Genomic DNA, 26,479 nt, shown 5'->3' with positions numbered 1-26,479 from the left:
AGTACCGCGTCGGCGGCCCTACAGCGGCTCGCCGGGCAGCTGGGCGTAGGTCCGGCGCAGCTCGTCGAGCACCGGGTCGTCGGTGGCGAACGCCAGGTCGTCGATCGCGGCGACGGTGCGCACACCGATCGCGGCGTTGGTCGCGAAGGCGGCCCGCATCGCGGGCAGCGCCGCGGCCGTCACCGGGGCGGTCGCGGTGGGCCGGTGGGCGGCCTGGAGCAGCCGCATGGTGACCCCGGGCAGCACCTCGGCCCGCGGCCACACCACCGTGCCCGCCGCGTCCACGAAACCGATGTTCCAGGTGCCGCCCTCGGCGATCCGGCCGTCGGCCGCCACGAACAACGCGTCGTCGAACCCGGCCAGTTGGGCCTGGCGACGGAGCCTGAGCTGGTTGAACAGGCCGACGTGCTTGACCGCCGCCGCCTCCCGGGCCACCGTGAACCGCTTGGCCCGCAGCGGCGGCGGTGGCGCGTCGCCGGCCGCCCTGGTCGTCACCAGGATCGCCGGCTCGGCGCCCGCTCCCGGGTGGGCCAGGTCGAGCGCCGGATCGAAGACCGTCACCCGTACGGTGACCGGTGCGCCGTGGGTGCCGTGGGCGCCGTGGGCGCCCACCTCCTGGCGCACGAAGGCGCGCACCCGGTCCGGGTCCAGCGCGGTGCCGAACACCGCCCGGCAGTCGTCGACCAGCCGCGCCAGGTGCAGCGACAGGCCGCGCACCGCGCCGTCGGCCACCCGCATGGTGGTGAAGTGCCCGTAGTTGGTCAGAGCCAGGCTCTGCAGCGCCTCGGGTGACGCCGGTGCTCCGTTGACGGTGGCCATGGGACAAGTCTGGCAGCTCCCGGAACTCACCCGCCCTCGCGGCCGACTACCTGGGCGGGCCCGCAGTGGCGGTCCCGATGATTCCGGATCACCAGGAGAGTTCCATGCGTTCTCGTGTGCTGTGCGGCATGGCGGCCGCGGTCGCCCTGCTCGTCACGGGCTGCGGCAGCGGCGCCAAGCAGGTCGGCGCGGCGGCCCCGGCCCCGGCGGGCAGCGCTGCGACGGCCTATCCCGTCACGGCGAGCGACTGCGCGGGGGCCACGACCACGTTCACCGCCGCGCCGAAGAAGATCGTCACCAGCAACGCGGCCGGCCTGGAGCTGCTCCTCTGGCTCGGCGCGGGGGACAAGGTGATCGGCACCGGGTTCCCGCCCGGCGCGGGCACCATGCCGAGCACCTTCGCCGACCAGGCGGCGAAGGTGCCGGTCCTGGGGCAGAGCGTGATCCCGAAGGAGAAGCTGCTCGGCTCCGGCGCCGACCTCTACCTCGACACCTTCGCCGACATGGGCTCGATGGGCGGGGCGATGGGGGCGGCACCCACCGAGCAGGAGTTCGCCGCCGCCGGGATCAAACACCTCTACCTGCGCTCCACGGCCTGCGCCGCGATGCTGAAGGGCCCCCAGCAGGACCTGTCCCGGGTCGAGGAGGACGTCAGGACCCTGGGCGCGGTCACCGGCACCTCGGCCAGGGCGGCTGAGCTGGTGGCGGGCATGGAGCAGAAGGTCCAAGCGGTGCGCAAGGCGCTGGCCGGGCTGCGGGCGGACCAGGAGCCCTCGTACTTCTTCTTCGACTACGACGCCGGGACCAAGCAGCCGATGGCCGAGTGCGGCCGGCAGATCGCCAACGCGGTGATCACCCTGGCCGGGGCGCGCAACGTCTTCGCCGACTGCGACGGTGACTTCAAGGCGGCCTCCTGGGAAGAGGTGGTGGCCAAGGACCCCGACTGGATCCAGCTCGGCGTGCGCGACCAGGGCAGTGACGCGGCGAACCGGAAGGCGTTCGACGCGGCCGAGCAGTTCCTGCGGACCTTCCCGGCCACCAAGGGCCTCAAGGCCGTCCAGGCGGGCCACTTCGTACGGATCGGCTCGGAGGTGACCACCATCGCGGGCGTCCGCAACGCCGACACCGTGCAGCAGATCGCCCACATCATCCACCCGGACCTGGTGACCTCGTGACCGGACCCGGACCGGTCCTGGCCGCCCGCCGGCCCGTGCGCACCGCACGGGCCGGCCTGGTCGCCGCCGTGCTGGCCCTGGCCCTGCTCGCCGCGCTCACCGCCGCCGTCTCGCTGGGCGCGGTCGACATCCCGGTCGGCGAGGTGTGGACGGTGGTCGGCCGCCGGCTGCTCGGGCAGGCCCCGGCGCCGGGCACCCGTGACCTGATCGTCTGGCAACTGCGCGCGCCGCGAGCCCTGCTGGCGGCGGTGGTGGGAGCCGGGCTGGGCCTGGTGGGCAGCGCCGTCCAGGCGCTGGTGCGCAATCCGCTGGCCGATCCCTATCTGCTCGGCATCTCCTCGGGCGCCTCGCTGGGCGCGGTCGCGGTGATCGTGCTCGGCGCGGGGGCGGGCTCGGCCGTCGGGTTCGGCGTCCCGGCAGCCGCCTTCGCCGGGGCGCTGGGCGCCTTCGCGCTGGTGTGGCTGCTGGCCCGGCGCGGTGGTGCCTTCGCGGCGATGCGTCTGGTGCTGGCCGGGGTGGGGATCGGGCAGTTCCTCTCCGGCTTCACCAGCTTCCTGGTCCTGCAGGTGGGGGACGACCAGCAGACCCGGGGCGTGCTGTTCTGGCTGATGGGCAGCCTCGGCGGGGCCACCTGGAGCCAACTCCCTTTGCCCGCGGCGGCCGTGGCGCTCGGACTGGTGCTGCTCCAGGCCCGCGCCCGCGGCCTCAACGCGCTGCTGATGGGCGACGAGACGGCCGCCGGCCTCGGTGTGGACGTGGGCCGGCTGCGGCGCGAGCTGTTCGCGGTGACCAGCCTGCTCACCGGTGTGCTGGTGGCCGTCTCCGGGGCGATCGGCTTCGTCGGCCTGCTGGTGCCGCACGTCTGCCGCCTGCTGGTCGGCGGCGACCACCGCCGGCTGCTGCCGCTGTCGGCGCTGGCCGGGGCGGTCCTGCTGGTCACGGTGGACACGCTCGCGCGCACCGCGCTCGCCACCCAGGAGGTGCCGATCGGCGTGGTGACCGCGCTGATCGGGGCGCCCGTGCTGCTCTTCCTGCTGGACCGACGTCCGGAGCACCGGTGAGAATCTCCGTCGAGGACCTGAGCGTCACGCTGGCCGGGCGCACCGTGCTCAGCGGCGTGCACCTGCTGGCTGCCGAAGGGGAGATCGCGGGCCTGGTCGGCCCCAACGGCAGTGGCAAGTCGACCCTGCTGCGGACCGTCTACCGGCACCTGAGCCCCTCGGCGGGCCGGGTGCTGCTGGCCGGCCGGGACCTGCGGTCGTTGACGCCGGCCCAGCGCGCGCGGCACATCGCCGCGCTGCCCCAGGAGCGCGGCGACGACTTCGAGTTCACCGTCCGGGAGATCGTCGCAATGGGACGCGCGCCCTACCAGCGGGCCTTCGCGGGCGAGGACGCCGCCGACCGCGCGATCGTGGCCGCGGCTCTCGACGAGGTGGGGCTGGCCGGCCACGGCGAGCGCCGGTTCGGTGCACTCTCCGGTGGCGAGCGGCAACGCGTCCTGCTGGCACGGGCGTTCGCGCAGCAGCCGAACGTACTGGTGCTGGACGAGCCGACCAACCACCTCGACGTGCGTCACCAGGTGGAGCTGCTCGCGCTGCTGCGGGCCCGGCGCCGTACCACGTTGATCTCGCTGCACGACCTGAACGCCGCCGCCTCGCTCTGCGACCGGCTGCACGTGCTGCACGAGGGCGCGGTGGTGGCCTCCGGGCCGCCGCGCGAGGTGCTCACCCCCGCCCTGCTGGCGGCGGTCTTCGGGGTGCGCGCGGCGGTGGTGCCGCACCCGCTCACCGGGGACCCGCTGATCGCCTTCGACCACCACACGCCCGTCGCTGCCGACCCACGGGACTGAGTGGCCTGCGAGCCCCGGTCAGTCAGCCACGGCCCCGTCCGCGATGGGAAGCACCAGGGCCGACGGGTGGTGGAGCGAGATCCGGGCCGGTGCGAGGCGGGTGGTCGTCGCCGGCGGCTCGCCGGTTCCGGTGTTGCGTGCGAAGCGCGGGTGGGCGCCACCGCTGATCTGCAGGCGGATCCGGTGACCGGCGGGAAAGCGATAGGCGGTGGAGCTCATTCCCACGGTGATGGTGGCAGGGGCCTCGGCATGCCGGAGCCTGTGCAGTCCGTCGCAGACGTTGGTCGAGCGGTTCTGCGGGTCGACGTCGCAGAGCCGGGCGAACACGTCGGCGTGGCCGGTGTCCGTACCGATCCGCAGTACCGCGCTGACCGGCCCGAGGACGTCGACCGGCGCCGGAAGCGGTGCCGTGGTGAAGGTCAGCACGTCATCGCGCGCCTCCAACGGCCTGTTGTCCTTCTGCGTGGTCGTGGCGCCGGCGAGGGCGCCGCCGAGGGAGGGAGTCGGATCGGCGGGGTCGTACCGGAAGGACAGCGGCTCCGTCGTGGCCTCGGGCGCCCGGGGGACCAGGGCGGCGCCGGTGTCGACGTACCAGTGCTGGTCCCTATGGGCCGGCGGCCAGTCGGGTAGGTCCTGCCAGGCCCGACGGCCTCCGAGGTGGACCCGGACTCCGGTCGGCCGCAGGCCGGACGGGTCACCGCACAGGTGGGCCCGCAGCCAGGCAAGGCTCTCGGTGAAGATCTCGGGCCAGCCTTGCTGGAGTGCCGACTGGTGCGACCAGGGGCCGACGAGCAGGGACGTTTCGCAGCCCGTCCGCTGCAGCCGCCCGTACTGCTGCAGAGTCTGGTCGAGATTCACGTCGTGCCAGCCGCCGATCAGGGCGGTCGGTACGGTCAGTGCTTCGGCCGCGGCTCCCATGTCCGCCCCGTGCCAGTGGACATCCTCGGGATCGGGGTGCGCGATCGCCTCTTCGAGGAAGGGCACCGGGCCGCCCAGCGCGGGCCGGTACGCCTCGGTGAGGGGAAGGCCTTCCGCGGCCTTCCGCAGGTGGCGCCGCAGCCGCAGGCTCGCCCGCAGAAAGCTCGGTATGCCCCGGTGCTGACTGGTGAGGCCGAGCGCGGCGACGAGCGCGTTCTCCAAGGAGAACGCGCCGCCGCGGTAGAAGAAGCCGTAGGGATCGTGCATGCCGATCTGGACCACCATCGCGCGCAGCTCCGGCGGCGGGTCCAAGGCGAGCGCCCACTGGACGTAACCGAGGTAGCTGGCGCCGACGGTCCCCAGTACTCCGCAGAACCAGGGCTGTTGGCGCAACCAGACGACGGTGGCCTGACCGTCGGCGGCCTCGTTGCGCCACAGGTCGAACCCGCCGCCGGAGCCGCCGGTGCCGCGGCAGCTCTGGAGGACGACGTGGAAGCCCTGCTCGGCCAGGAGCACGCCGTACATCGGTGCCCAGGGGAAGCCTCGGCCGTAGGGCGAGCGGACCAGGAGCGTGGGGAAGTCGCCATCGGTCAGGGGGAAGTAGTGGTCGGTCAGCAGCGGGCTGCCGTCGGCTGCGGGCACGACGAGGCCGGGCTCGTAGGCGATGTCATGCAGTTTGGGCGGCAGCCCCCGCATGGACCGTCTCATGACCCTGGCGCTCAGGGGCGGCTTCTTCGCGGGCGGGCGGTGCGTCGGCGTCACAGCGGTGTCTCGATTCCTGGACGTGGGCGAGTCCCTCACTTCTCGTACAATGTACGAGAATAGCCCATGCTTGGATGGGCCCGACAGGAGGAGGGAGGTGTCCCCATGGGCCGCGCAGACTCATCGGGCACGCAGACCGGCGTGGATCCAGAATCGCTCTGGTCACCGGCGGAGCGCCCGCGCCGAGGCAGGCCGCCTGCTCGCAGTCGCGCCGCGATCACTGCGTCCGCGGTCGCCATCGCGGACGCCGAAGGGCTTGCCGCCGTCACGATGCGCGCGGTCGCGACCCGGCTCGGAGCCGGAACGATGTCCCTGTACAGCTACGTCCCCAACAAGGAGACGCTGCTGGAGCTGATGATCGACGAGGTGAGCGGCGACCACCGGCTACCGGCCGAGCCCTCGGGCGACTGGCGCTGCGACCTTCGGGAGATCGCCCATGAGCAGCGCGCCATCATGCGGCGCCATCCCTGGCTGCCCGCCGCACTGCCGGCCCGCCAGACGCTTGGCCCGAACACCCTCGCCGTCCTGGACTACGCGCTCGCCGCACTCGCTCCCACCGGCTTGGATGCCCAGGCGCGACTGGAGACCTTCAGTCTCCTCACCGGATTCGTGGCCAGTCACATGTCGTACGAACTCGCCCGGGAACACGCCGTCGAAGCCGCAGGCCGGACCCCCGGCGAGCTCCTCGACGCCCAGGCCCGCTACCTTCGCTCCGCCGTCGCCCATGGCAGCTATCCCCATCTCGCCCAAGCCCTGGCCGAACCGGGCGGCAGCCAGAACCCGCAGGCGGTCTTCGATCGCCTCCTCGATCGGGTGATCAACGGGATCGCGCCGGGAGCATGACATCAGCTCAGCGGGTCGACCATCGCGCTGGGCGTTCGACAACCCGGGGGTACCTGCCTCACGCCGCCTCGAAGTGGCTCGGCCGGCCGTCGCGCAGCACCAGCCGGCCGAACCGCTCGGCGTCGCTGCGGTGCATCAACTCCCATCGGCCGCCCGCGCGGTGGACGGCGGCGGCATGCCACGGGGTGGTCCAGGTGTCGGTGGTGTCCAGCAGGCGCAGGCCGAACTTGGCGGCGCCGGGCGGCTGCGGGTGGATGGACAGCCGGACCGCGCGCGGGTGGTGCTCGGCGATCAGGGCGCCCCAGGCCCGGCTGCGCTGCAGGACGCCGTAGGCGCGGCGGCGGCAGTCGCGTTGCAGGGCCGACCTGGTGCCCTCGAAGCCCACGGTGTCCTCGGTCAGGAACCGGGTGATGCCGCGGTAGAGGGCGAGGGTGGCCTCGTCGGTCCGCAGCTCGGCGCGCAACTCCTCGACGGTGGGCGCGTACCGGGCGTGGACGGCGGCGCGCTTCTCGTCGTGGGAGAGGTCGCCGAGCACGTCGCGCAGGTCGAACACCGAGAGGCGGTCGAGGCGTTCGCGCCGGATCATGGCGGCCAGCTCGTCGGCGTAGGCGTCGATGTGCCGGTCGGGGACCTGGATCAGGTCGCCGAAGATGTGCCCGTCCGAGCAGATCACCGTCCGGGCGCCCGGCGGGTAGGCCCGCTGGACGGCGGCGCACAGCTCGTCGAGGAAGCCGAGCGAGCGGCGTTCGCCCTCGTCCGGCAGGTGGCCGAGGACCTTGGCGGGGCTGGGCGACTTGCAGGGGAAGCCGGGCAGCGTGAAGACGATCGGTTCACCGCGGGCCACGAAGCCCGCGAGCTGGTCGAGTTGCCGGGGGAACGCCTCGACCGGTGCCGGGGTGTGCGGCGCGGCGGCGCGCCGGTGGGGCAGCAGCAGGGCCAGGACGTCGGCACAGGTGCGGGCAACGGCCGGCGCGGGTGCCAGGCAGCTGGCGAGGGACGGCATGCGGTTTCTCCAGGAGGGCATGACGGGATGGCGCCCCGGCCCTGCGAGGGGCCGGAGCGGATGGTGGCGGGGATCAGGCGCGGCGCTCGTCGTAGGCGACCGGCAGTTCGTTGACGCCCCGGGCCAGGACGGCCGGGATCCAGGCGAGTTCGTCGAGGTCGCCGGCGGGGCGCAGGCCGGGCAGCCGGGTGAGCAAGGTGCCGAGCGCGATCTGGAGTTCGGCGCGGGCCAGCGCGGCGCCGGGGCAGAAGTGGATGCCGTGGCCGAACGCGAGATGGGAGTTGGGCGTGCGGGCCAGGTCCAGGGTGTCCGCGTCGGGGAACCGTGCGGGGTCGCGGTTGGCGGCGCAGAGCGAGACGATGACGGAGTCGCCGGCCGGCACCCGGGTGCCGTGCAGATCACTGTCGGCGGCGAAGAACCGCCAAGTGGTGAGTTCGAACGCGCTGTCGTAGCGCAGGAGTTCCTCGATCGCGCGGGGCATCAGCGCGGGCTCCTCGCGCAGCTTGGCCAATTGGCCGGGGTGGCGCAGCAGGGTGACCAGCATGGTGGTGAGCTGGTTGGTGACCGGTTCCTGGCCGGCCACCAGGAGCTGGAAGACCATCGAATCCAGCTCCTCCTTGGTCAGTTCCCCCTGCTGCTGGGCGAGCACCAGCCGGCCGAGCAGGTCCGCCGACCGGTGCTCGCGCTTGTCGGCGACGACGTCGGCGATGTACGCCTGCAGCCCGCGCAGCCGTCCCTCGTAGGCGGGGCGGCCGGGGTCGTCCGGGCCGACCGGCTGGACGACCTTGCCCCAGTCGCGGTCGAAGCGCGCCGCGAGCCTGGGCGGCAGGCCGATCACCTCGGCCAGCACCTGGAAGGGGTAGTGCGCGGCGAAGCCCGCGACCAGGTCGGCGCCCCCCGCGCTCGGCAGGGCGTCCACCAGGGTGTCGGCCAACTCCTGGAAGCGTGGCCGGAGTTCCTCGACGCGCCGGGGTGCGAAGGCGTCCAGGACCAGGCGGCGCAGCGCGGTGTGCCGGGGCGGGTCCTGGTGCAGCAGGTGGACCTGGAGCTGGGAGTGCTGGGGCTCGGGCATGATCGAGGCCAGGCTGCGCCAGTAGTCGTTGCCCAGCGCGTGGTTCTTGCCCAGGCGCGGGTCGCTCAGCGTCTGCTGGGCGGCTTCGTGACCGGTGACCAGCCAGGCGGCGATGCCGCTGGGGAAGCGGACCCGGTGGACGGGACCGGCCTCGCGCATGGTGCGGTAGAGGTCGTAGGGATCGCGCTTGTAGGCGGCGCCGAGCAGCGGGATCGGCTCCGGCGGGGTCGACTGGGACGGGACCGCCCCGGACGGGGTGGCGCCGGTGACGGGACAGCGGGGTGCGGCGGCCGGGTCGGCTTCGGCTGGGGTCATGTCGGCTTTCCTTCGGCGGAGTTCGGCGGCGGTCACAGCGAGATCGTCGGGCGGTACTGGTCGAGCCACAGGGCAAGGTCCACGACCCGTTCCAGCCGCAGCCGTTGCCCCCACGGCAGCCGCTCCTCGGGGGAGTCGAGGGTGGCCCGCAGGGCACCCTCGTCGGCGATGTCGCGCACCTGCGGCAGGTCGAGCGCCTGGCGGGCCAACTGCCGCAGGCCGTGGTCGTAGTCCGGGTGGTGGGTGGCCGGGTAGTGGTTCTTGGGCCGCCGCAGTACCGACCCGGGAGCCAGCCCCTGCCCGGCGGCGCGCAGCAGGCTTTTCTCCCGCCCGTCGTCGCTCTTCAGCGACCACGGTGTGTTGAAGGCGTACTCGACCAGGCGGTGGTCACAGTAGGGCACCCGGACCTCCAGCCCCTGCGCCATCGAGAGCCGGTCCTTGCGGTGCAGCAGCTGGCGCAGCCAGCGGGTCAGCGACAGGTGCTGCAGCTCGCGCTGCCGGTGCTCGACCGGGCTCTCGTCGTCCAGGTGGGGGACGGCCGCGAGCGCGTCGCGGTAGCTGTCGGCACGGAACTCGCCGATCCGCAGGGTCGCCGCGAGGTCGGGGTGCAGCGGCATCGCGGCCTCGTCGCCGGTGACCAGCAGCCAGGGGAAGGTGCGGGCGGCCAGCGCCTCGGGCCGGTGGAACCAGGGGTAGCCGCCGAAGACCTCGTCGGCGGCCTCGCCGGACAGGGCGACGGTGGCGTGCGCGCGGATCTCGCCGAAGAGCAGGTAGAGCGAGGTGTCCATGTCGCCCACACCGATGGGGGAGTCCCGGGCGGCGACGACGGCCCGGCGCTGCTCCGGGTCGAGCAGGGCACGCGGGTCCAGCACGACGGTGGCGTGCTCGGTGCCGATGAACGCGCCGGCCTCGATGGCGAAGGGCGTGTCGTGCCCGGTGCGCAGCACGTCGCCGGTGAACTTCTCGGCCTGGTCGCTGTAGTCGACGGCGAAGGAGCGCAACCGGCCTGCCGAGCCCTCCCGTCGGCGCAGCTCGTCGGCGGCCAGGGCGGTGATCACGGTGGAGTTCAGACCGCCGGAGAGCAGGCTGCACAGCGGGACGTCCGCCTCCAGCCGGGTGCGGGCGGCCTGGTCGACCAGGTGGCGGACCCGTTCGACGGTGGTGGCCGGGTCGTCGCGGTGCGGGTGCGCCGTCAGCTGCCAGTAGCGGTGCTCCCGCAGCCCGGAGCGGTCGAAGGTCACCAGGCCGCCGGGCTGGACCTCCTGGACGCCGGCCCACAGCGTCGCGCCGGTGCCGAACAGCAGGCTGTACGCCTCGCGCAGCCCGGCCGCGTCCACCCGGGGGTCGAGCTCGGGGTGGGCGAAGAGCGCCTTGGGCTCGGAGGCGAACGCGAGGCCGCCCTCGATCCTGGCCCAGTGGAGCGGTTTGACGCCGAGCCGGTCGCGCACCAGGAGTAGCCGCTCGTGGCGCTCGTCCCAGATCGCGAAGGCGTACATGCCCTCCAGCCGGTCGACCACCGCCTCGCCCCACTGCCGGTAGCCGCGCAGCACCGTCTCGGTGTCGCTGCGGGTGTCGAACTCATGTCCGAGGGAGCGGAGTTCGGCGCGCAGCTGATGGTGGTTGTAGACCTCGCCGCTGTAGCTGAGCACCACCGCCCGGTCCGCGTGGCGGTCGGTCATCGGCTGGGCGCCGCCGACTGGGTCCAGCACGGACAGGCGGCGGTGGCCCAGCGCGGCGCCCGCACCGAGCCAGACGCCGCCCGCGTCGGGGCCGCGCCGGGCCAGCGTGGCGGTCATCGCCTCGATGACCGGCCGCCTGTCGCGGGCGTTGTGCCGGAACGAGGCCCAGCCGGTGATTCCGCACATCGATGGATGCCCCTTCGCTGTCACGGGCACCGTCGGGTGACGGCGCCCGTGACAGCAGTCGGCCACCGGCCACCGGAAGTTCCGAACAGCCGACGGGTTTTCACGCCCGACGGCCGTCCGCCGGTGCGCAGCTGCCTCAGCCGGCCAGGGGAGCACGGCCCCGGCCGCGCCGGGCCGGCTGCCAGGTGCGCAGCCGCAGGCTGTTGGCCACCACCAGCAGGGAGCTGGCCGACATGGCGAGCGCGGCGATCATCGGATTGAGCAGCCCCGCCGCCGCCAGCGGAATCAGCACCGCGTTGTAGCCGAACGCCCAGACCAGGTTGGCCCGGATGGTGGCCAGGGTGCGCCGGGCCAGCGCGACCGCCGTCACCAGCGCCTCGATGTCACCGCGCACCAGCGTCAGCCCGGCCGCCCCGATCGCCGCGTCCGTGCCCGTGCCCAGCGCGATGCCGAGGTCGGCGCCGGCCAGTGCGACGGTGTCGTTCACCCCGTCCCCCACCACCGCCACGCTGCGCCCGGCCGCGCGCAGTTCGGCGACCAGTTCGGCCTTGCGCTCGGGCGAGGCGCCCGCGTGCACCTCGCTGATGCCCAGCTCCTCGGCCACCGCGCGGGCCGGCCCGGGCCGGTCACCGGTGGCCAGCACGGTCGTCAGGCCCATGCCGCGCAGCCGGTGCACGGCACGGTAGCTGCCGGGGCGCAGGGTGTCGCCGACCGCGAGGACCGCAGCCGCCCGGCCGTCCAGCTCGGCGACCACCACCGTCTGCCCGGCGGCCTCGGCGCCCGCCAGCGCCGCACGCAGCGCCGGTGGCAGGTCGGCGACCTCGGGCCGCACCACCCGCACCCGCACGCCCTCCACCGTGCCCGCCACCCCCAGCCCCGGCGTCGCCCGGAACTCCGTCACGGCGGGCAGCGGCCGGGGCGCCGCCGCGGTCAGCGCCCGCGCCAGCGGGTGCTCGGAGCGCTGCTCGACCGCGCCGGCCAGACGCAGCACCGCGCCGATCTCGAACCCGTCCGCCACCGTGCTGGTCACCAGCGTCATCCGGCCGGCCGTCAGGGTGCCGGTCTTGTCCAGCACCACGGTGTCGATCCGGCGCAGACTCTCCAGCACCTCCGGCCCGCGCACCAGGACACCCAGCTCCGCGCCGCGCCCGGTGGCGGCGAGCAGCGCGGTGGGCGTGGCCAGCCCCAGCGCGCAGGGGCAGGCGACCACCAGGACCGCGACGGCGGCCGTCAGGGACCGGGACCAGTCGGCCCCGGTGCCCAGCCAGAACCCGAGCACGCAGACCGCGATGCCGAGCACGACGGGGACGAACACCCCGGCCACCGTGTCGGCCAGCCGCTGCGCGCGGGCCTTGCCGGCCTGGGCCTCGGTCACCAGCGCGGTGATCCGGGCGAGCTGGGTGTCGGCGCCCACCGCGGTGGCCCGCACCAGCAGCGTGCCGCCGACGTTGAGGGTGCCGCCGGTCACCTGCGCCCCGGGGCCGACCTCCACCGGGACGCTCTCGCCGGTCAGCAGGCTCAGGTCGAGCGCGGAGCCGCCCTCGACCACCACTCCGTCGGTGGCCACCCGCTCACCGGGCCGGACCACGAACTGCCGCCCCGGCAGCAGCTGTTCGATCGGGGCCAGCCGCTCGCCACCGTCCTCGCGCAGGCAGACCTCCTTCGCCCCCAGCTCGGCCAGCGAGCGCAGCGCCGAGCCGGTGCGGGCCCGCGCCCGGCCCTCCAGGAGCCTGCCGCACAGCACGAACAGCGGCACCCCGACCGCCGCCTCCAGGTAGATGTGCGAGCCGCCGCCCGGGTCGGCGCCCAGCGAGAACGGCATCCGCATGCCGAGCGTGCCCGCGCCACCGAACAGCAGCGCGTATGCCGACCAGCCGAAGGAGGCCAGGACGCCGAGGCTGACCAGGGTGTCCATGGTCGCGGTGGCGTGCCGCAGCGCCCGCCAGGCCCGCGCGTGGAAGACCGAGGAACCGATCGTCACCACGAAGGAGGCCGACACGAAGCAGGCCCACTGCCAGCCGCGCAGCTGCAGCGCGGGCACCATCGACACCACGATCACCGGCACGGCGAAGAGCGCGACCAGGAGCAGCCGCAGCCGCTCGTCGGGGTCCTCGGCGGCCGCGACCACGGCAGCCTGCTCGGCCACCGGCTCGGCGGTGCACCCCGCCCGCTCCACCGCCGCCACCAGCTCCGCCAGCGGGACGTCCGCGGGGTGCAGCACCCGGGCCCGCCCGGTGGCCAGGTTCACCCCGGCGCTGACCCCGTCGAGGCGGGCCAGCTTCTTCTCCACCCGCGAGACGCAGGCGGCGCAGGTCATCCCGCCCACGGCCAGATCGGTCGTGACCAGGCCCGGCGCACTCGTCGCCGGTGCGGGGTCCGCGGCAGCGGCGCTCATCGCGGCACCGCCGCGGTGCCCGGGCCGGACTGCGGCGCGGACAGCCCGGCCATCCGCATGCCGGACATGTCGTCGCCCATCGGGCCCCGGGCGGGTCCGGCGGGAGGGGGGGAGGGCGGTCCCACCCACCGTCCCACCGCGAACGAGGCGGCGAAGAGCAGCACGAGCAGCAGGGCGAAGCCGAGCAGGACCCGGCCGGGCCGTGCCGCGGCACGCCCGCCTGGTACGGCTGTGGTCATCAATCGCAAAGAGGTCTCCAGATTCGGGGTCCGCCGGCAGTGCGCCGACGGACGGGTGTCAGATGTCTTTCGAGCCAGGGCAGGCGGGAGCGGGGGCCGTCAGGCCGCCAGGCCCGCGTCCGCCCGTTCGGCGTCGGGCGTCGGGCGGCCGCAGCCCACGGCTCGGCGCTCGCCGCCCCCGCGCTCGCGGCCTCCGCCGTCCCCGCCGCGGGCCTCGTCCTCGGCCGAGCGCAGCAGCGTGACGAGCTGGTCCCGCGCGCGGGCGACCCGCGAGCGCACCGTGCCCACCGCGCAGCCCGCCACGTCGGCCACCTCCGCGTAGCTCAGCCCGACCACCTGGGTCAGCACGAACGCCTCCCGCCGCTCGTCGGGGAGACGGCTCAGCAGGTCGGCCAGCGCCACCTGGTCCTCGAACCGCGCGACCGGGCCCGGCTGGAGCTGCGCCGCCTCCTCCGCGTCGGGCAGGGCCGAGCAGCGCGGCCGGGCCGCCGCGCTGCGGTAGCGGTCCACCACCGTGCGCCGGGCTATCGAGAGCAGCCAGGTGCGCGCCGAGGAGCGCCCGGCGAAGGAGGGCAGGCCCCGCAGCGCCCGCAGGAAGGTCTCCTGGGCCAGGTCGTCGGCGGACTCGACGTCCGTGAGGTGCGCGACGAAGCGCCACACGTCCCGCTGGGTGGCCCGGACGAACGCCTCGACGTCCAGCGGACGGCCCTCCCGCGCCGCCAGGGCCAGTGCGGTCACCTGCTGGTCATCCACGGTCCGCCTCCGGCCTGCGGGCCCGGGCACCGGTGCCGGGCGTTACCGCCCGGGTCGACCGGTGCGGGAGCATGAGGGCATGACCTGTGCCGACTACCGCCTCGCGATATCCGCCCGGCTCGACGGTGAACTCGGGGCGCACGACGCCCTGCCGTGCGCCGCGCACGCGCGCGGGTGCACCGACTGCGCCCAGTGGCTGGCGGGCGCCCGCCGGCTGCGCGAGCTGACGCGGGCCGCGGCCGGGCCGTCCGAGCAGCGGTCGCAGCTGCTCGTCAACGCGGTGCTCGATGCGCTTGGCGGTACTTCTGTTGCTCATGAGGGGTCCTGACAGCGGGAACGAGGACGGCACCGCGAACCGGCGGAGCCGTCGATCGGCAAGACGGCCCACCCACCGCTCCGGCCCGCGCAGGCCGATTCCGGCCGATTCAGGCCTGCTCGGGCCCGTTTCAGGCGCGAGCGGGCCCGCGAAGGCAGCGCGCAGCGCGGCGCGGCCGGGGGCCGGGCGCCGTGCTCGGGAGGGTGTGGTGGCCGGACCCGTGCGTCCCTGGGCGGCGAGGGCCGGACGGGCGCAGGGGTGACCTGCCCGCGGGCACACCGGGCAGCGCCCTCCGGGCGCCCCGAGGGGGCGCGCTGGACGCGGCGGATCCAGGGCTTGCCTGCCTGCGGCAAGCCTCAGGTGTGACGGGCGCTCAGAAGGCCAGGGCGGGGCTGGGCGGGCCGCGCCGTACCACGGCGTGCGAGAGCGCCACCAGGCGCGGCAGCCGGGTGCGCGCGGGCCTGCGGCGCGGCGGGGCCGGCGGTTCGTCCCCGTGCGGGGTGAAGGCGAGGGCGAGCAGCGCCAGCACCGGCAGGAAGACCCCGGCCAGCGTGCGCAGCGTCTCGAACAGGCCGACGATCGCCCGCTCGCCGCGCCAGAGCAGCAGCGCGCAGGCGAGCGCGGCCAGCAGGTGGGCGGCCAGCATCCCGGCGGACAGGCCGTCCACCAGAGGCGTCCCCATCCCGCTCATGCCGGTGCCGCTCGTACCGTTGCCGGGCATGCCGCTCATCCCGGCCATCCCGCTCATCCCGGGCATCGACGGCATGGCAGCTGCTTGGCTGCCCACCGGCGTGCCCGGCGCCAGGCCCGCCAGCGCGGCCAGCCCCTGGGGGGTCAGCGCGGTCGGGTTCGACCCACCACGCGTGCACAGCAGCAGGTTCACCCAGTCGGGTGCACCGCGGCCCGCCCGGACGGGTGAGGCCTGCACCGTCGCGGTGGCCTCGAAGAGCGTGTGCAGCGCGGCCTGGACGGTCACCATCCACCCGCTGATCGCGACCGGCCCGCGCCGGCGCCCGGCCAGCAGCCAGCTGCCGCCCACCGTCCCGGCGAACGCTCCGGCCAGCACCGGCACCGGCAGCACGGCCTCGGCCATGCTGACGTGCGCGGTGGCGGCCAACGCCACGCACAGGGTGGCGAAGACCACGGCGCGGAGCATGCGAATCTGCCGGATCGTCACAGTGCGCACCATCCTCGCACCTGCTTACGCCGACGCTGCGACCGACTCCCCGGCCGCCGGCGCACCACGGCGACATCGCTACAGCGCCGCGACCGTGTCCGGCTCCAACTCCAGGCGTCCCTCGGCCTTGTCGTACTCGAAGAGCTCACCGTAGCGGCCCCAGTCGATCGCGGTGTCCAGTTGGCGGCGGGCCTCCTCGTCGGAGAAGCCGCGGCGCAGCAGGTCCAGGAAGAGGCCCTCGCGCAGCACGTGGTCGGCGGCGGTGGTGAGCGCCTGGACGATGGCCCGCACCAGAGGGGCGTGGGCGACGGCGTGCCGGGCGAAGAGCTGCTTGCTGGTCAGGATGTCGGCGTCGGCGAACTCGCGGCCCGCCCCGGTCAGGGCGATCCGCGGGCCTTCGGTGCGGGCCAGGTCGAGCAGGACGGCGGCGTCCACCAGCGGCAGCAGGTCGTCGACCTCGAAGCTGAGTTCACCGGCGAGTTCGGCCATGCCGTCCTCGCCGCCGCGGGCGGCCAGGATCTCCAGCAGCCCGGCGAGCCCGCCGGGGCTGACCAGCGGCAGTGGTGCGCCGGTGGGGGTGGCGGGCAGCGCGGTCCGGGCGGCGGGTACCGCGGCGCCGCTCTGCGCGCGGTCGGTGAGGATGCCGTAGACGGTGTCGACCAGGGCCTCGAACTGCGGGGTGCGCCGGTCACGCGGGCGGGGCAGGTCGACGCTCAGTTCGGCCTTGATCCGCCCCGGGTTGGCGGAGAGCACCAGGATCCGGTCCGCCAGCAGCACCGCCTCCTCGATGTTGTGGGTGACGATCAGCACCGATTTCACCGGCGCCTCCTTGCCCTCCCACAGGCCCACCAGTTCGTTGCGCAGGTTCTCCGCGGTCAGCACGTCGAGCGCGGAGAACGGCTCGTCCATGAAGAGCGCGTCCGGCTCCACCACCAAGGCCCGGGCGAAGCCCACCCGTTGGCGCATGCCGCCGGACAACTCCTTGGGTTAGGCGCCCTCGAAGCCGTCCAGGCCGATCAGGTCGATCGCCCCGAGCGCCCGGCGGCGGCGCTCCGCCTCGCCCACGCCCTGGGCCTGGAGCCCGAGTTCCACGTTCTGCTGGACGGTGAGCCAGGGCAGCAGGGCGAAGGACTGGAAGACCATCGCCACCCCCGGGTTGGCACCGTTCAGCGGTGTGCCGCGGTAGCTGACGCTGCCGGTGGAGGGGGCGATCAGCCCGGCGGCGCAGCGCAGCAGGGTGGACTTGCCCGAGCCCGACTTGCCCAGCAGGGCCACGATCTCGCCCTCGTGCAGCGTGAAGCCGACCGGGTCGAGCACCGGCAGCGCGTTGCCGTCCGGGGTGGTGAAGGTCTTGGTGACGTCCGTGACGGTGATGACGGCCTCGCCGGCGCCGTGCTGGTCCGCGCGGGTGTTCATGGGGGGTCTCCTGCCTCGGGCTCAGAGGGCGTAGCGGGTCTGGGCGATGCGGTACAGGCGCCGCCACAGCAGGCGGTTGAGGGTGACCACGTAGACGATCATCACGATCACCCCGACCAGGATCCGCGGGTGGTCGCCGACCCGGGTGGCCTGCGCGATGTAGGCGCCCAGGCCGTAGCCGGTCAGGTGCTGGTGCCCGTAGTCGACGACCTCCGCGACGATGGAGGCGTTCCAGGCCCCGCCCGCGGCGGTGATGCCACCGGTGACGTAGTAGGGGAAGACCGCCGGCACGATCAGCCGGCGCCAGCGCAGCCGTCCCCGCACGCCCAGGTCGTCCATCGCCTCGCGCAGGTCGCCGGGTATCGCGGAGGCGCCCGCGATGACGTTGAACAGGATGTACCACTGGGCCCCGAGCGCCATCAGCAGCATGCTGCCCCAGCTGAGCGGGATCCCGAGCGCGAGGAAGGCGGCGATGGCGAACGGGAACAGGAAGTTGGCGGGGAAGCTGGCCAGGACCTGGACGACCGGCTGCGCGTAGCGGGTGATGCGCGGGTTCATCCCGATCCACACCCCGATCGGCACCCAGACGGCGGTGGCCACCGCCAGCAGTGCCAGCACCCGCCCGAAGGTGGCCGCGCCCAGCTCGAAGGCGTGGCCGAACTCGCCGAGCCCGACCGTGCCGCGGATGCCGGTGAAGGACTGCCAGCCGCCGTACAGCACCACGCCGCCCACCGCCACGGCGAACGCCGCGTCCCCGGCCCGGCGGCGCAACACCGGTGACTCCAGCGGGTGTTCGGCCAGGCCGAACGGCCGCGTCCCGGTGTCCAGCAGTCGTCCGAGCGGGTGCAGCGCACGGCCCAGCAGGCCCGGCACCACCGAGCGGCGCAGCACGTCGAGGACCAGGCTGCGCGGCTTCTCGGCCGTCTGTGACCCCTCCACCCGGAACCGCTCGGCCCAGGTCGTCATCGGGCGCCAGAACAGGACGTTGACGCCGATCACCATGGTCACCATGACGGCGGTGGCGATGCCGATCCCGCCCAAGTCGCCCTTGGCCGCGGCTGCCGCCGCGTAGGAGCCGATGCCCGGCAGCGCGTACTGCTGGTTGAGCACGCTGATGCTCTCGGAGGCGGCCAGGAAGAACCAGGCACCGCCGAAGCTCATCATGCCGTTCCAGACCAGCGGGATCATGCCGCTGGGCACGTCGATCTTCCAGAAGCGCTGCCACTTGGTCAGGCGCATGATCCGGGACGCCTCGTCGAGGTCCCGGGGCTGGCTGACCAGCGAGTAGTAGAAGGCGAAGGTCATGTTCCAGGCCATCGCGGTGAAGATGGCGAACACCGAGGCGCACTCCAGGCCGAGTTCGGAGCCGGGGAAGAGTGCGATGAAGGCGGTGACCGTGACGGACAGGAACGCCAGCACCGGGACGGACTACAGGATGTCCAGGACCGGCAGCAGCACCTTCTCCGCGCGCCGCAGCCGGGCGGCGGCGCTGGCGTAGACGAAGGTGAACAGCACCGAGGCGACCAGCGCCGTGAACATCCGCAGCAGCGAGCGCACGGCGTAGAACGGCAGCTCGCCCGGGTCGGTGGAGACCGCGGCCGGGGCGGTGCCGGGCAGGAACGGCGCGCCCAGCGAGGGGGCCAGCCGCAGCAGCCCGTAGAGCAGGCCGATCAGGGCCAGCGCCACCACGATGTCGACCGCGCGCAGGCCGGGCCGCCGGAGCACGCCCCGGGTGGGGACCCGGTCCTCAGCTGCCACTGCTCGCCTCCATGGACAGGCCGCCGCGGCGCCAGGCGGCGCGACGGTGACGGGAGTTGGGGGTTGACGGGCGCGGCGACGGTGCCGGCGCCCCGACGACCATACTGGTGTTCCGGGGGCCCGAAACCCGCCGTCGGCCCGCTCAGCAGGGCTTTTAACAGCTTCCCTACGGCGCGGGCCGGATCCGGCCCGCCCGACCGCTGGAGATGTGAACCCGGCCGGGCTCGGCGACCATGGGTGGAGCGGCACGCGAAGGGAGCCACTCACATGTCGATGCTCGACAAGCTCAAGGGCCTGCTCAAGGGCCACGAGGACACGGCGCGGCAGGGGGTCGAGAAGGCCGGCGACGCGTTCGACGCGAAGACCGGCAACAAGTACCAGAGCCAGGTCGACGCGGTGCAGCGGAAGGCCGATGAGCAGTTGGCTCCCGAGGACCCGGACGGCAGCCAGCCGCAGTGAGACGGAGGCCCTGCGCGGCCCTTCACCGGCCGGTTCGGACTCCGGCCGGCGAAGGGCCGCCCCGCAGGAGTCCGTCTCGCAACTCCTCGACACCCTGCCGTAGTTGGGACGGAGTCAGGGGGGCGTAGCGCTCGATCCGCCCGTTGAACGGGCGGCGGAACCTCGCGCAGTGGCCGTCGTCCGGAGCTGTTCCTGGTGCCGGCGGGGGTCGAGCACGCGGTGGGCCCGGGCAGTCGGGGCACCCTGGTGATCGTCGAGGTGCCGCAGGACGGGGTCCCGCCGGGGGAGGTGCCGCAGGACGAGGTACTGCAGGACGAGGTGCCGCCGGGGGAGGAGCCGCAGGAGGCCGGGCCGGTGCAGGAGTGCGTCACGGCGTGATGGGCGTGCTGCGCAGCAGCAGGAGGGCGATGTCGTCGGTGCGGCGCTTGGAGCGCTCGGCGTGCTGGATCAGCGTGTCGGCCAGCTCCTCCAGCGAGCCGCCGTCGTACCGGGCGAGCTGGTCGCCGATCCCGGTCAGCGCGGCGTCCAGGTCCACGCCGGGGGCCTCGATCAGGCCGTCGGTGTACAGCGCCACCACGCTGCCCACCGGCAGCGCGATGCGGGTGAGGGTGTACGCCGGGGCGGGTTCGACGCCCAGCAGCAGCCCGGCCGGCGCCTCGACCACGCGCACCCGGCCGCCCGGGTCGCGCACCAGCGGCATGGGGTGCCCGGCGCTGGCCAGCCAGCCCTGGCGGCCGCGCAGGTCCAGGCGCAGATAGGCGCAGCTGGTGAGCAGGCCGGAGCCCAGACCGGCCATCAGGCGGTTGGTCCGGGCCAGGATCGTGGCGGGGTCGTTGCCCGCCGTCGCGTAGGCGCGCACCGCGGTGCGGACCTGGCCCATCAGGACGGCCGCCGCCACGTTGTGCCCCTGGACGTCGCCGATCACCGCCCCGGCGCTGTCGTCGTCCAGGCGCACCACGTCGAAGAAGTCGCCGCCCACCTCCATGCCGTCGGTGCTGGGCAGGTAGCGGGCTGCCGTCTGCAGGCCGGGCACCGGCGGCAGTGCGTGCGGGAGCAGGCTCTCCTGCAGGCCGCGGGCGAGTTCGAGCTTGGTGTCGTACAGCCGCGCGCGGTCCAGCGCCTGGGCGATCAGGCCGCCCACCGAGGTGAGCACGGCGCGGTCGTCGGTGGTGAAGCGGTGCGGCTGGGCGAAGGCCAGCACGCAGGTCCCGACCAGCCGCCCGGAGGCCACCAGCGGCAGGTAGGCCCAGGCGGACATCGAGTCCTGCAGCTCCGGGCGCTGCGGGTAGAGCCGCTCCAGCTCCTCACGGGACTCGATGAAGCTGGGCACCCCGGTCATCAACGCCCGCACGCCCGGGGTCGGCGCGGTGAGCGAGGTGCCGTCGAAGCCGTCCACCACGCCGGCCGGGTAGCCGTGGTGGCCCACGATCCGCAGCCGCCCGCCGTCGACGGCCAGGATCGCCACGCTCTGGCCGCCGAAGGCGGGCACGATCTGCTCGGCGACCAGCCGCACCACGTCCTGCACGCCGACCGCCTCGGTCAGCGCGCTGGCCAGGTGCAGGATGTGGTAGATCCCGCCGGTGCGGGTGGGCAGCACGGCACGGTCCGCCGACGCCGGGCGGGCGGCCGTCGTCGTCGCCGGGGCGTCCTGCGGGGCGACCTCGGCCGCCGTGATCCGCACGGTGAGCCCGACGGCGTCCGGATACAGCTCGAAGGAGAGCCAGCGGTCGGGCGGGCGCAGTGCCACGAACGAGGTCGGCAACTGGCTGACCACCGCCGCCCGGTACCGGTCCTCGTAGACGGGGTCGTGCAGCCACGGCAGCGCGCTCCACGGCTGGGCGCCGATCAGGCGGTCGATCGGCGCGCCCAGCAGGTCGAGGGCCGCAGGTGTCACCCAGCTGATCCGGCCGGCGTGGTCGAGCGCGCAGACGCCCTCCGGCAGCCGCGCCACCATCGCGGACAGCACGTCGGTCGGGCCGCCGCGACCGCGCCGCGCGGAGATCACCACCGGCCGGGCCCCGGGCCGCATCGGGCGCCCCGCCGCGGCTGCGCCGGCCACCAGGCGGGCCAGCTCGTCGGCGAGCGCCGTGAGCCCGTCCCGCTCCTGGCCGGACAGCTCCGCGGGGTGCGAGGCCGGCCAGGCCACGAAGAGCGAGCCGTAGCTGCTCCCGGCCACGGTCAGCGGCAGCGCCGCCAGGCAGAACGCGTAGGGCATGGCGAGCGCGATCCGCGGGTAGCGGCGTGCCATCTGCGCCTCGCCGCCCACCCACACCAGGCGCTGTTCGCGGACCGCCTCCGCCACCGGGATCGGCGCCGCGGGCGCCACCCCCTCCCAGGGCGCGACGAACTCCCGCGGCATGCCCATCAGCAGGGTCAGTTCGAGCACGCCCCCGTCCTCGTTCAGCAGGTAGAGCCCGCCCACGTGCGCGCCCAGCCCACCGACCCCGGCGGCCAGGCGACGGGCCAGCACCTCGAACTCCGCGTCGGTGCCCGGCTCGCCTGCCCCGGGCTGCTGGCGCGGGACCTGGGACTCTGAGCTGTGCACGGTCACCACCCTCGTCAGCGCCTGGCAGTTGAGAAGACGCTCATTAGGGACGGTACGCCCCCTGCGCCGGGTTTTCCTTACCCGCCCGGGTACCCCGCGAGACCCTCCCGGATACCCCGCGAGGGGCCCGTGGCCGCCCGCCCGGTGGCCTGGTCAGGTGAATCGGGGGTAGACCAAAAGCATGGCCCGGTTGAAGGTCACTTCCTCGGACGCCTCGCCCACCGGCCGGTTCCGGCGGAGCCGGCGGGCGCCGCCGCCTGCCGACCCGACGTCCTCCAAGCCCCGTTCACGGTTGTTCCGGGGCTTTCGCAGCGTCGCCGGGCAGGTCTTCGCACTCCAGGTGCTGGTGGTCCTGCTGCTGGTCGTCGCGGCGGTGCTGGCGCTGGTCCTGGAAGGGCAGCGGGACAGCACCCGGGAGGCCCGCAACCGCTCGGTCGCCGTCGCCCAGACCTTCGCGAACTCGCCCGGGATGGTGGCCGCGCTCGCCTCCCCGGACCCGACGGCGATCCTGCAGCCACGCGCGCTGGCGGCCCAGCAGGGCTCCGGCGTGGACTTCATCGTGGTGCTGAACACCGACGGCATCCGCTACACCCACCCCGACCCGGCCCGGATCGGGCAGAAGTTCGTCGGCACCTACGAGCCGGCCCTGCAGGGCCAGGTGGTCGTCCAGCAGCTCACCGGCACCCTCGGACCGCTGGTGCAGGCCGTGGTCCCGGTCCACGACGCCAACGGCAAGGTGGTCGGCCTGGTCTCGGCCGGGATCACCATCAGCAAGGTCAGCGGGGTCGTCGAGAACCAGCTGCCGCTGGTCTTCGGCGCCGCGGGCGTCGCCCTGGCGCTGGCCACCGTCGGCACCGCACTGGCCAGCCGACGGCTGCTGCACCAGACGCACGGGCTGGGCCCGGCCGAGATGACCCGGATGTACGAACACCACGACGCGGTGCTGCACGCGGTCCGCGAGGGCGTGCTCATCATCGGCGGCAACGGGCGCCTGCTGCTGGCCAACGACGAGGCGCGCCGGCTGCTCGACCTGCCGGCCGACGCCGAGGGCCGCCCGGTCACCGAGCTCGGCCTGGACCGCGAGGCGGCCGAACAACTGGCCTCCGGCCAGGTGGTCACCGACGAGGTGCTGCTGACCGGCGAACGGCTGCTGGTGGTGAACACCCGGCCCACCGACCGTGACGGCGGCCCCGACGGCATCGTGGCCACCCTGCGCGACTCCACCGAGCTGCACGCCGTCTCGGACAAGGCGCAGGCGGCCCGCAAGCGCCTGAAGCTGCTCTACGACGCGACGATCGCCATCGGCACCACCTTCGACGTGACCCGCACCGCCGAGGAGCTCGCCTCCTTCGCCGTCCCGCGCTTCGCCGACTACGTCACCGTCGACCTCGCACCCGCCGTGCTGCGCGGGGAGGAGCCGGCGCCGGGCGAGGGCGGGCCGATGCTCCGGGTGGCGGTCAGCGGCGTGCGGGAGGACGCGCCGTTCCATCTGGTGGGCGAGGAGATCACCGTCACGCCTGCCACCCCGCTGGCCTGGAGCATGGACACCGGGCACGCGATGCTCGACCCCGACCTGCGCTCCTCCACCGGCTGGCTGGCCCAGGATCCGCAGACGGCCGGCAGGCTGCTGGCGCACGGCGTCCACTCGGTGGTCCGGGTGCCGCTGCGGGCCCGCGGCGTCCTGCTGGGCATGGTCCGGTTCTGGCGGGCCGACCCCTCGGTCCGCTTCGACGAGGACGACCTGTCGATCGGCGAGGAGGTCGCCGCCCGCGCGGCGCTGAGCATCGACAACGCCCGCCGCTACACCCGCGAGCACGCCATGGCCGTCGCCCTGCAGCGCAGCCTGCTGCCGCACGGCCTGCCCGAGCAGAGCGCCCTGGAGGTCGCCTCCCGCTACCTGCCCGCGCAGGCGGACGTCAGCGGCGACTGGTTCGACGTGATCCCGCTGCCGGGCGCCCGGGTGGCCCTGGTGGTGGGCGACGTGGTCGGCCACGGCCTGCACGCCGCCGCCACCATGGGGCGGCTGCGCACCGCGGTGCTCAACTTCGCCACCCTGGACCTGCCGCCGGACGAGCTGCTGGGCCACCTCGACGAGCTGGTCAGCCGCCTCGACCAGGACCAGACGGCCAGCGCCGACGGCGACGCCGTCACCGGGGCGAGCTGCCTCTACGCGATCTACGACCCGGTCTCCCGGCTGTGCACCGTGGCCCGGGCCGGCCACCCGCCGCCCGCGCTGGTCCACCCCGACGGCACGGTGGAGTTCCCCGACGTGCCCGCCGGGCCGCCGCTGGGCCTGGGCGGCCTGCCGTTCTCGGCGGCCGAACTGCTGCTGCCCGAGGACAGCACCCTGGTGCTCTACACCGACGGCCTGGTGGAGGACCGGGAACGGGACATCGACGAGGGCCTGACGCTGCTGGGTCGCGCACTGCGGCAGGCGGGACGGAGCCCGGAGGAGATCTGCGACGCCGTGTTCGACGCGCTGCTGCCGCCGCGCCCCACCGACGACATCGCCCTGCTGGTGGCCCGCACCCGGGTCCTGGGGGCGGAGGACGTGGCGCAGTGGGACGTGCCGTCCGACTCGGCGGCCGTGGGCGAGGTCCGGGCGGCGGTCAGCCGGCAGCTGGCCCAGTGGGGTCTGGACGAGATGGCCTTCGTCACCGAGCTGATCCTCAGCGAACTGGTCACCAACGCGATCCGCTACGCTACCGAGCCGATCCAGGTGCGGCTGCTGCGCGACCGCACGCTGATCTGCGAGGTCTCCGACAGCAGCAGCACCTCCCCGCACCTGCGCTACGCGGCCAGCATGGACGAGGGCGGGCGCGGCCTGTTCCTCGTCGCCCAGTTCGCGCTGCGGTGGGGGACGCGGCACACGGCGACCGGGAAGGTGATCTGGGCGGAGCAGGTACTTGAGTATCCGCAGTAGCCGGTGCTGGCGGTGCTGGCGGTGCTGCCGGTGCTGGCGGGGAGCTGGTGACGCCGGGGGAGCGCCGGACAACGCCCTGCCGGACAACGCACCGCCGGACAACGCACTGCGGACGAGCCCGGCCGCCGCCGGCTCCGGGGGAGCAGGGCGCGGGGACTCGTCCGCAGGGAAAGTCTTCGGTGACCAGTGGTACCCGGCAGTGGGCCGGCTTAGTACCAGTGGTGGCTCTGCCAGAACGACCACGCGGCGTTCGGGCTGCCGTAGCGGCTGTTCATGTAGTCGTAGGCCCAGACGATCTGGGTCTTCGGGTTGGTCCGCCAGTCGGCGCCGGCCGAGGCCATCTTGGAGCCCGGCAGGGCCTGGCCCAGGCCGTAGGCGCCCGAGGAGGCGTTGGTGGCGGTCACGTTCCAGCTGGACTCGTGGGAGATGATCTGGCTGAAGGAGGCCAGCTGGTTGGCGGGCACGACCTGGGCCGCGATCGCCTGCGGGGACAGGGTCGCCGCGGAGGCGGTGGCCGGCATCAGGCCGGTGGCCAGCGCGGTCAGACCGGCGGCGCCGGCAAGAACCGCGGCGGAAGTGCGCATACGAAGCTTGAAATTGGGCATGGGGTAAAAGACCTCATCCGGGGTTGGGCCGCGCCCCGCGCGTCTGACACCACAGGCCGGGCAGGGCCACAGGAGACGCGCGGGACGCGGCAGCAAGCAGAGCCGGCTGGGCAGGTAGCCGGCTCGTGCTGACGACTGAGCCATTGTTAGCGGGCCGCCCACCGGTGGCCAAGAGGTGTGACCTACGACGCCGCGTCGTAGGTCGATGGGTCGTGCTCGCGGGCTCGTCCGCGGTCGCGCTGGCCGGGCTCGTCTCCTACGCATCGTCGTAGAGGCCCCGACCGTGTGAGTACCCTCACCGTGCCCCGTTGCTGCACGTCCGGTTACTGGTACTCCGGGTAGTCGTGATCATGGCCTGAAAGAGGCCTGGGTCACAGTCCCGGGGTGAGATGCTGCCGGAACCACGCGCTCACTGTCTCGTCCACGGCCTTGGCCACCGGGAGCTGCGGCGCCGGCTCCAGCCCGGGGCGCTCGGCCAGCGGGTGGGCGAGGCCGGCCACGGTGGTCAGCCGGACCCGTTCCGGCTCGGCGTACCGCTCGCGCAGCGCGGCGACCAGCTCGGCGGCGTCCGTCCGCAGACCGGGGAAGTCCAGCTCGCCGCTGACCAGCAGCAGCGCCGGCTGCGACACCGGCTGCGACGGGCCGCCCGCGAGGTCACCGGCCCGGGCCACGAAGTCGAGGCGGCCGGCCGCCGCACGCGAGGCCGCGGTCCACCCGTAGGGCCGGTCGCTCGCCTGCTCCACGAGCTCGACCACCGATCGCGCCCTGACCGCCGGATTGACCAGCGCGGCCGCGGCCACCGCGACCTCCTGCCGCGCCAGCACCTGCAGGGCCACGGCCCCGCCCAGCGAGCCGCCCACCACGCCGATCGGCCCCTCGGCCGGCGCGAACCGCTCGCGCAGCGCGGCCAGCGCCGCCGGGCACTCCTCGGTGGCCTGCCGCACCATCGGCTCCACGTACGCCAGCATCGTGTCCTGCCGGGAGAGCGCGAGTACCGCCGCCATCCCGTCCGCCGACATCCGGCGCCCGCACAGCGGCATCCCCAGGTGCACCCGCCAGGCCGGCACCCCGGCCATCGGGAGCGCCGCGGCGAACGCGGCGTCGCTGCAGGGCGCGTCCATCATGTGCCAGGTGACGATCAGCGGCGCGGGGCGCCGGCGCGGGCCGGCCGGCGCCAGCGCGGTGAACGGCACACCGGCGGCGGTGCCGGTGATCACTCCGGTGGGCTGCTCGGTCATCGGCTGCTCCCTGGGCCGCTCGAGCTGATGGTGT

Annotated in this window: 23 protein-coding genes and 1 pseudogene; 8 read left to right on the top strand and 16 right to left on the bottom strand. The window is 74.2% G+C overall.

Going from position 1 to position 26,479, the window contains the following annotated elements:
• Nucleotides 1-18: 18 nt before the first annotated feature.
• Nucleotides 19-819, bottom strand: coding sequence for an aminotransferase class IV (locus tag OG294_RS04850; protein WP_327065134.1), 801 nt, complete (start codon nucleotides 817-819; stop codon nucleotides 19-21).
• Nucleotides 820-923: 104 nt separating this feature from the next.
• On the opposite strand from OG294_RS04850, the gene OG294_RS04845 reads away from it, so the two are divergent.
• Genes OG294_RS04845 through OG294_RS04835 form a run of 3 tightly spaced genes read left to right on the top strand, consistent with a single transcriptional unit; the run spans nucleotide 924 to nucleotide 3,843 of the window.
• Nucleotides 924-1,994 carry an ABC transporter substrate-binding protein gene (locus OG294_RS04845; RefSeq protein WP_327065133.1) on the top strand — a complete coding sequence of 357 codons (1,071 nt, stop codon included), beginning with the start codon at nucleotides 924-926 and terminating at the stop codon, nucleotides 1,992-1,994.
• Entirely contained in the window at nucleotides 1,991-3,055 is a 1,065-nt protein-coding gene (locus OG294_RS04840) for a FecCD family ABC transporter permease (RefSeq protein ID WP_327065132.1), read from the top strand. The genes OG294_RS04845 and OG294_RS04840 overlap by 4 nt, the downstream gene beginning before the upstream one ends.
• Nucleotides 3,052-3,843: an ABC transporter ATP-binding protein gene (locus tag OG294_RS04835; RefSeq protein WP_327065131.1), complete on the top strand. Its 792-nt coding sequence runs from the start codon at nucleotides 3,052-3,054 to the stop codon at nucleotides 3,841-3,843. Before OG294_RS04840 ends, OG294_RS04835 begins: the two co-directional genes overlap by 4 nt.
• A gap of 18 nt (nucleotides 3,844-3,861) precedes the next feature.
• On the opposite strand, the gene OG294_RS04830 is transcribed toward OG294_RS04835, so the two are convergent.
• Nucleotides 3,862-5,457: a CocE/NonD family hydrolase gene (locus OG294_RS04830; RefSeq protein ID WP_327065130.1), complete on the bottom strand. Its 1,596-nt coding sequence runs from the start codon at nucleotides 5,455-5,457 to the stop codon at nucleotides 3,862-3,864.
• Between the two features lie 132 nt (nucleotides 5,458-5,589).
• Between OG294_RS04830 and OG294_RS04825 the strand changes: the two genes are divergently transcribed.
• Nucleotides 5,590-6,366 carry a TetR/AcrR family transcriptional regulator gene (locus tag OG294_RS04825; protein ID WP_327065129.1) on the top strand — a complete coding sequence of 259 codons (777 nt, stop codon included), beginning with the start codon at nucleotides 5,590-5,592 and terminating at the stop codon, nucleotides 6,364-6,366.
• A 58-nt stretch (nucleotides 6,367-6,424) separates the two neighbouring features.
• Here the strand turns inward: OG294_RS04825 and OG294_RS04820 are convergent, their stop codons facing one another.
• The 6 genes from OG294_RS04820 to OG294_RS04795 form a co-directional block, all read right to left on the bottom strand.
• The gene (locus OG294_RS04820) at nucleotides 6,425-7,369 is read right to left on the bottom strand and encodes an isocyanide synthase family protein (protein WP_327065128.1); all 945 of its coding nucleotides are present in this window, start codon (nucleotides 7,367-7,369) and stop codon (nucleotides 6,425-6,427) included.
• Between the two features lie 73 nt (nucleotides 7,370-7,442).
• A complete protein-coding gene (locus OG294_RS04815; RefSeq protein WP_327065127.1) occupies nucleotides 7,443-8,756 on the bottom strand; it encodes a cytochrome P450 family protein in 1,314 nt (437 codons plus the stop codon).
• A gap of 32 nt (nucleotides 8,757-8,788) precedes the next feature.
• Nucleotides 8,789-10,621 carry an asparagine synthase (glutamine-hydrolyzing) gene (gene asnB / locus OG294_RS04810; RefSeq protein ID WP_327065126.1) on the bottom strand — a complete coding sequence of 611 codons (1,833 nt, stop codon included), beginning with the start codon at nucleotides 10,619-10,621 and terminating at the stop codon, nucleotides 8,789-8,791.
• Nucleotides 10,622-10,757: 136 nt separating this feature from the next.
• Nucleotides 10,758-13,016, bottom strand: a complete 2,259-nt coding sequence (locus OG294_RS04805) for a heavy metal translocating P-type ATPase (protein WP_327065125.1) — start codon at nucleotides 13,014-13,016, stop codon at nucleotides 10,758-10,760.
• The gene (locus OG294_RS04800; protein ID WP_327065124.1) at nucleotides 13,013-13,255 is read right to left on the bottom strand and encodes a hypothetical protein; all 243 of its coding nucleotides are present in this window, start codon (nucleotides 13,253-13,255) and stop codon (nucleotides 13,013-13,015) included. Before OG294_RS04800 ends, OG294_RS04805 begins: the two co-directional genes overlap by 4 nt.
• Before the next feature lie 99 nt (nucleotides 13,256-13,354).
• The gene (locus tag OG294_RS04795) at nucleotides 13,355-14,008 is read right to left on the bottom strand and encodes a sigma-70 family RNA polymerase sigma factor (protein ID WP_327065123.1); all 654 of its coding nucleotides are present in this window, start codon (nucleotides 14,006-14,008) and stop codon (nucleotides 13,355-13,357) included.
• A gap of 79 nt (nucleotides 14,009-14,087) precedes the next feature.
• Between OG294_RS04795 and OG294_RS04790 the strand changes: the two genes are divergently transcribed.
• Nucleotides 14,088-14,336, top strand: a complete 249-nt coding sequence (locus OG294_RS04790; RefSeq protein ID WP_327065122.1) for an anti-sigma factor family protein — start codon at nucleotides 14,088-14,090, stop codon at nucleotides 14,334-14,336.
• 361 nt (nucleotides 14,337-14,697) lie between these two features.
• On the opposite strand, the gene OG294_RS04785 is transcribed toward OG294_RS04790, so the two are convergent.
• The 5 genes and pseudogenes from OG294_RS04785 to OG294_RS04765 form a co-directional block, all read right to left on the bottom strand.
• Complete coding sequence (locus tag OG294_RS04785; RefSeq protein WP_327065121.1) at nucleotides 14,698-15,513, bottom strand: PE-PGRS family protein; 816 nt, start codon at nucleotides 15,511-15,513, stop codon at nucleotides 14,698-14,700.
• A gap of 66 nt (nucleotides 15,514-15,579) precedes the next feature.
• A complete protein-coding gene (locus tag OG294_RS04780) occupies nucleotides 15,580-15,990 on the bottom strand; it encodes an AAA-associated domain-containing protein (protein ID WP_327071450.1) in 411 nt (136 codons plus the stop codon).
• Between the two features lie 417 nt (nucleotides 15,991-16,407).
• Nucleotides 16,408-16,917 (bottom strand): annotated as a pseudogene (locus tag OG294_RS04775) (ABC transporter ATP-binding protein); the annotation flags it as partial.
• A 21-nt stretch (nucleotides 16,918-16,938) separates the two neighbouring features.
• Entirely contained in the window at nucleotides 16,939-18,336 is a 1,398-nt protein-coding gene (locus OG294_RS04770) for an ABC transporter permease (protein WP_327065120.1), read from the bottom strand.
• Between the two features lie 9 nt (nucleotides 18,337-18,345).
• Entirely contained in the window at nucleotides 18,346-18,675 is a 330-nt protein-coding gene (locus tag OG294_RS04765) for a hypothetical protein (protein WP_327065119.1), read from the bottom strand.
• A 267-nt stretch (nucleotides 18,676-18,942) separates the two neighbouring features.
• Here OG294_RS04765 and OG294_RS04760 point away from each other — a divergent pair, with 267 nt between their 5' ends.
• The gene (locus OG294_RS04760; protein ID WP_327065118.1) at nucleotides 18,943-19,134 is read left to right on the top strand and encodes an antitoxin; all 192 of its coding nucleotides are present in this window, start codon (nucleotides 18,943-18,945) and stop codon (nucleotides 19,132-19,134) included.
• Nucleotides 19,135-19,329: 195 nt separating this feature from the next.
• Nucleotides 19,330-19,512 carry a hypothetical protein gene (locus OG294_RS04755; protein ID WP_327065117.1) on the top strand — a complete coding sequence of 61 codons (183 nt, stop codon included), beginning with the start codon at nucleotides 19,330-19,332 and terminating at the stop codon, nucleotides 19,510-19,512.
• Here the strand turns inward: OG294_RS04755 and OG294_RS04750 are convergent.
• A complete protein-coding gene (locus tag OG294_RS04750) occupies nucleotides 19,502-21,679 on the bottom strand; it encodes a SpoIIE family protein phosphatase (protein WP_327065116.1) in 2,178 nt (725 codons plus the stop codon). The genes OG294_RS04755 and OG294_RS04750 overlap by 11 nt on opposite strands.
• A 292-nt stretch (nucleotides 21,680-21,971) precedes the next feature.
• Here OG294_RS04750 and OG294_RS04745 point away from each other — a divergent pair, with 292 nt between their 5' ends.
• Complete coding sequence (locus OG294_RS04745; RefSeq protein WP_327065115.1) at nucleotides 21,972-24,602, top strand: SpoIIE family protein phosphatase; 2,631 nt, start codon at nucleotides 21,972-21,974, stop codon at nucleotides 24,600-24,602.
• 209 nt (nucleotides 24,603-24,811) lie between these two features.
• Here the strand turns inward: OG294_RS04745 and OG294_RS04740 are convergent, their stop codons facing one another.
• Both OG294_RS04740 and OG294_RS04735 read right to left on the bottom strand, forming a co-directional pair.
• Nucleotides 24,812-25,207 carry a transglycosylase SLT domain-containing protein gene (locus tag OG294_RS04740; protein ID WP_442789107.1) on the bottom strand — a complete coding sequence of 132 codons (396 nt, stop codon included), beginning with the start codon at nucleotides 25,205-25,207 and terminating at the stop codon, nucleotides 24,812-24,814.
• A gap of 371 nt (nucleotides 25,208-25,578) precedes the next feature.
• Nucleotides 25,579-26,445 (bottom strand): alpha/beta hydrolase family protein, encoded by an 867-nt coding sequence (locus OG294_RS04735; RefSeq protein ID WP_327065113.1) that lies wholly within the window; start codon nucleotides 26,443-26,445, stop codon nucleotides 25,579-25,581.
• Between the last annotated feature and the right edge of the window lie 34 nt (nucleotides 26,446-26,479).

It is taken from the genome of Kitasatospora sp. NBC_01302, from assembly GCF_035976515.1.
Taxonomy (GTDB): domain Bacteria; phylum Actinomycetota; class Actinomycetes; order Streptomycetales; family Streptomycetaceae; genus Kitasatospora.
The sequence above is the reverse complement of the archived record's forward strand: the minus strand, read 5'-3'. Positions and strand labels throughout refer to the sequence as shown.